The sequence below is a fragment of the Streptomyces sp. NPDC002520 genome (assembly GCF_053595235.1).
This window is the reverse complement of sequence record NZ_JBSFXG010000093.1, coordinates 1-1344: the sequence shown is the minus strand read 5'-3', so window position 1 is coordinate 1344 and position 1344 is coordinate 1. Positions and strand designations below refer to the sequence as shown.

Genomic DNA, 1344 nt, shown 5'->3' with positions numbered 1-1344 from the left:
GATGGTGTCCCGCCGAGTGGTGTAACAGCGATCAACGCATAGCCCCTGGTCATGGGGCGGCCATCGCGCAACTCTCCGAGTAGCGAAGCTCGTTGAAACGAGAGGTGACGCGATGGCCTTGTCCCAGCATGACTTACTCCGGCTGATGGAGTCACTGCGTACGGCGGACGGAATCGAGTTGGTCCGTTCCCTGGCCCAGCGGATCCTGCAGGAACTCATTGAGGCCGAGGCCACCGCCCACATCGGTGCCGCACCGGGCGAGCACAGCGAGACCCGCACGACGATGCGCAACGGGCACCGCGAGAAGGTGCTGACCACGCAGGCCGGGGACCTGGACCTGGCAATCCCCAAGGTCCGCACCGGATCCTTCTTCCCGTCACTGCTGGAACGCCGGCGCCGGATCGACCAGGCCCTCTACAGCGTGATCATGGAGGCATACGTGCACGGAGTGTCCACCCGCAGCGTGGACGACCTGGTCAAGGCCCTGGGCGGGGACACCGGCATCTCCAAGAGCGAGGTCTCCCGCATCTGCGGCGCCCTGGACACCGAACTGAACGTGTTCCGCACCCGGCCCCTGGACCACATCCGCTTCCCCTACATCTACCTCGACGCCACCTACTGCAAGGCCCGGGTCTCGCACCAGATCGTCTCCCAGGCCGTGGTCATCGCCACCGGCATCACCGAGGACGGCGGCCGCGAAGTCCTCGGACTCATGGTCGGCGACAGCGAGACCGAGGTCTTCTGGACCGAGTTCCTGCGCTCCCTGCGCGAACGCGGCCTGACCGGTGTCCGCCTCGTCATCGGCGACCACCATTCCGGACTGGTCAAGGCAGTCCGCAAGGTCATGCTCGGCGCCGCCTACCAGAGGTGCCGCGTTCACTTCCTGCGCAACGTCTTCGCTGTCATCAGCAAAGACTCCGGCGAGATGGTGGCCGCGACGATCCGCACGATCTTCGCCCAGCCCACCGCCGAACTGGTCCGCTCCCAGCTCGACACCGTCGCCGACATGCTCGGACGGCAGTTCCCCAAGGTCAAAGCCATGCTCCTGGAAGCCAAGACCGACCTAACCGCCTTCGCCGACTTCCCCGAGCGACATTGGAAGAAAATCCAGTCCACCAACCCCCTGGAGCGGGTCAACCGCGAGATCAAGCGCCGCGTCGACGTCGTCCAGATCTTCCCCAACCCCGCCGCCCTCGAACGGCTCACCACCGCCGTCCTCATCGAGATGCACGACGAATGGATCGCCTTCCCCCGCAGCTACCTCCCCAAAGGCGGCATGGACTCGATCTACCCCACGACCGAAGATCCCCCCGACGCGGTTACACCACTACAGGGGACATGACC

Annotated in this window: 1 protein-coding gene; it reads left to right on the top strand. The window is 65.4% G+C overall.

Features of this window, described 5'->3' with window-relative positions; all coding sequences use genetic code 11:
* Window positions 1-112 precede the first annotated feature (112 nt).
* Window positions 113-1342, top strand: coding sequence for an IS256 family transposase (locus ACWD5D_RS44830; protein WP_451378502.1), 1230 nt, complete (start codon window positions 113-115; stop codon window positions 1340-1342).
* Window positions 1343-1344: the final 2 nt, after the last annotated feature.